4 protein-coding genes are annotated in these 2,934 nt (G+C 66.6%); 1 reads left to right on the forward strand and 3 read right to left on the reverse strand.

Features of this window, described 5'->3' with window-relative positions:
• The first annotated feature begins 285 nt into the window (after positions 1 to 285).
• Positions 286 to 558 (forward strand): hypothetical protein, encoded by a 273-nt coding sequence (locus AB0P06_RS36750; protein WP_363615340.1) that lies wholly within the window; start codon positions 286 to 288, stop codon positions 556 to 558.
• On the opposite strand, the gene AB0P06_RS36755 is transcribed toward AB0P06_RS36750, so the two are convergent.
• From AB0P06_RS36755 to AB0P06_RS36765, 3 genes are read right to left on the reverse strand one after another with little or no spacing between them, the layout of a single operon-like run.
• Entirely contained in the window at positions 550 to 2,037 is a 1,488-nt protein-coding gene (locus AB0P06_RS36755) for an MFS transporter (RefSeq protein WP_363615342.1), read from the reverse strand. The two genes, AB0P06_RS36750 and AB0P06_RS36755, sit on opposite strands and share 9 nt — an antisense overlap.
• Positions 2,037 to 2,498 (reverse strand): SRPBCC family protein, encoded by a 462-nt coding sequence (locus AB0P06_RS36760; protein WP_363615344.1) that lies wholly within the window; start codon positions 2,496 to 2,498, stop codon positions 2,037 to 2,039. The genes AB0P06_RS36755 and AB0P06_RS36760 overlap by 1 nt, the downstream gene beginning before the upstream one ends.
• Complete coding sequence (locus AB0P06_RS36765; protein WP_363615346.1) at positions 2,495 to 2,818, reverse strand: metalloregulator ArsR/SmtB family transcription factor; 324 nt, start codon at positions 2,816 to 2,818, stop codon at positions 2,495 to 2,497. The genes AB0P06_RS36760 and AB0P06_RS36765 overlap by 4 nt, the downstream gene beginning before the upstream one ends.
• Positions 2,819 to 2,934: the final 116 nt, after the last annotated feature.

Raw genomic sequence — 2,934 nt, forward strand, 5'->3', positions numbered from 1 at the left:
TACGCGCCGACCTCCACCTCGGCCTGCTCCAACTCGCCTGCAGCATCATCTGCCTGCGAAAGCTCCGAACCTCATTCTGAAACGATCAGTAAGTACCGCCATCGACCACAGCGATGCGCATACCGTCGCGAGTTCGCATCAGATGCAATTGGCGGCGGTTGGACCATCGGTACAGCCGTTGGCGCCAAGCAGTTGATCTTGGTCGCCTAGCACAGCGATCCGGTCCGGTGCTGGGGTTCAGGGAAAGATCCTCGGTCATGGGTGGGGCCTGGCTACGGTCCGGGCATGGCGGTCGAATTCTTATCTGATGAGCAGGCTGAGGCGTACGGAAAGTTCGCCGAGGAGCCGACGAAGCCTGAGCTGGAGCGGTTCTTCTTCCTGGATGACGAGGTGTTGGACGCAGCGTGGAAGCAGATGGCCGAGCGGCTGGAGGAGGCCGGCGCCGACGCGAAGATCAGCGTCGAGGCCTTGTCGCCGGATTCGGGTCCGGCCTCCATGGAATGCGGAACAGGAATCACGCCAGGAGGGAGCCAGGGTGTGTCCCGTAGATCAAGGTGAGGTTGACGGTGCCCTGGTAGATACGTTCTCGCTTGCGTCTGCCGACACACTGCGGGACAGGCCGGATCGCTTGCTGAGGAGCGTCAACGCGGTGATCAAGGCGAGAGCGGCGAAGACGCCAGCTGCCCCGAACGCGGCATGCTGCCCGGTGGTGAGTGCGAGCGGTGTCGGACCACCGATCGCGGACGTGCGGGCGGCGGCGACGCTGGTGCAGACGGCAGCGCCGACGGCGGTGCAGACGGCAGCGCCGACGGCGGTGCCGACGGCGAAGGAGGTGTCGGCGAGGCCGGCGGCCAGGCCTGAGTCCTTTTCGGTGACGCCGGTCAGCGCGGCGATCTGTGCGCATACCGTGACGGCGCCCATTCCCGCCCCGAACAAGAACAGGGCCGCCGGCAGAAGACTCATCGGGCCACCGGCCGGTATGCGGGTGAGCAGCAGGCAGCCACAACCGAGCAGGACGGTCCCGGCGGCAGCCACCCGCCCCAGGCTGAACCTGGGCACGATCCGTTGGCTCAGCAGTGCGCCTGCGGCCGCGGTGACGGTCATCATCGCGGCCGCCAGCCCGAACTGCGCCGCCGGACCGCCGAGCACCTGCTGCACGAAAGAGGTGAGGGTGACGAGCATGCCGTCGACGGTCATGCCGGCGATGAGCAGGAGGAGGTTGCCGCCGATCAGCATGCGCGAGCGCAGCGACTGAAAGGAAACGAGCGGGGCCACCGATCGCTTCTCTACCAGGATGAACATCCAGACCAGCACGGCCACGGCGGCCAGTAGCCCGATGCTCTGTCCATTCGCCCACCCGGATGTCGGCACCCGGGTGATCACGTATACGAGCAGAACGAGTGCTGGGGCGATGGTCAGCGCACCAGGGATGTCGAAGGAACGGGAGCGTGCTCGGTCCCGGCTTTCGCGCAGCACGGCGGGGGCGAGCACCAGCACGAGGGTCCCGACCGGGACGTTGACCCAGAACACCCACTGCCAGCCGAAGATATCGGTGATGATGCCGCCCAGTAGTAGACCGGCGGTGGCGCCGAACCCGCCGAGGCCGCCCCAGATACCGAGCGCCTTGTTCCGCTCGATCCCTTCGGGGAAAGTGTTCATGACCATCGACAACGCGGCCGGAGCGATGATCGCGGCCGAGACGCCCTGCACCGCCCGGGCGGCCACCAGGGCCTGGATGGACGGAGCGAGCCCGCACGCCAGCGAGGCCACGACCCGCAGCACCATCCCGGCGATGAACACACGCCGACGGCCCAGCAGATCCGCAGCGCGGCCGCATAACAACAGCAGCCCGCTGAAGGCCAGCGCGTAGGCCGTCACGGTCCATTGGATGGCAGGACCGTGCAGGCGAAGGTGGCCTTCGATCGCGGGCAGAGCGGCGAGCAGGCTGGTGCCGTCCAGAATCGTCATGAAGAACGCCGTGCCCAGCAGCGCCAGCACCTGCCAACGGCGAGTCTGCGAAAGGTCGCTCGTGGTCATCACTGTTGCTCGATGCTTCGCAGCAGTTCGGCGGCGAGCGCGTCAAGCCACTTGCCGGTGCCCTGCTCCCGCCAGCTTGGTTCTTCGCGGCCGTCGAGGAAGGTGCTCTGCTCGGTGAGTAGCAGCCGGGTGCCACCACCCTCGGGGAGGAACTCCACCGTCGTCAGCGACACTGTCGCAAGGTCTTGCCCCTCGGACAGAGTGGAGGTGTAGACGATCCGCTCGTCCTGGACGATGTCGCGGTACCAGGACTCGAAAGTCAGCACCGGCCCACCGCCAGAGCGGCCGCGGTTGACCTCCCGCCCACCGACGCGGAAATCAAGCTCGTGCTCGGCGTCGAGGCCGGCGAACCAGCGGGCCTTTGCTTCGGGGACGGCCCACGCGGCGAACACCGTGGCCGGTGAGGCCGCGTAGAGGCGTTCGAGGGTGAACGTGGCATGCGTGACCACGTGATCGGTCATTGTGTGCTCCCTTGATCTGGGCTGTCGCAGTGTTCGGTCAGGTAGTCGCCGAGGCGATCGAGGCGGTGTTCCCAGGCAGTGCGCTGCGCAGCGATCCAGTCCTCGGCCATTCGCAGCACACCCGGCTCGATGTGGCAGGTGCGCACCCTTCCGGCTTTCTCAGACCGGACCAGTCCGCACGCCTCCAGTACCTGTAGGTGCTGCATCACCGCTGGCAGCGACATGGCCAGCGGCCGGGCCAGCTCACTGACCGAGGCAGGCCCGCGGATCAACCGCTCAACGATGTCCCGGCGAGTCGCGTCCGCCAGCGCTTGGAACACCCGGTCCAACGAACCAGCTTGGTTAACCTGCGCGTTTCATCCGGGGTCGCGTCCGGATCATGATCGGAAAAGCGAAAGTGCCTTCTGAGCTGCAACGATGAGGCTTGTCTAAGGTC

The organism is Kitasatospora sp. NPDC088351, from assembly GCF_040685575.1.
GTDB lineage: Bacteria > Actinomycetota > Actinomycetes > Streptomycetales > Streptomycetaceae > Kitasatospora.

Excerpts from the sequence above, each read along its gene's own strand:
- AB0P06_RS36760 (WP_363615344.1), bottom strand. The coding sequence starts at position 2,498 with ATGACCGATCACGTGGTCACGCATGCCACGTTCACCCTCGAACGCCTC.
- AB0P06_RS36750 (WP_363615340.1), top strand. The coding sequence starts at position 286 with ATGGCGGTCGAATTCTTATCTGATGAGCAGGCTGAGGCGTACGGAAAG.
- AB0P06_RS36755 (WP_363615342.1), bottom strand. The coding sequence starts at position 2,037 with ATGACCACGAGCGACCTTTCGCAGACTCGCCGTTGGCAGGTGCTGGCG.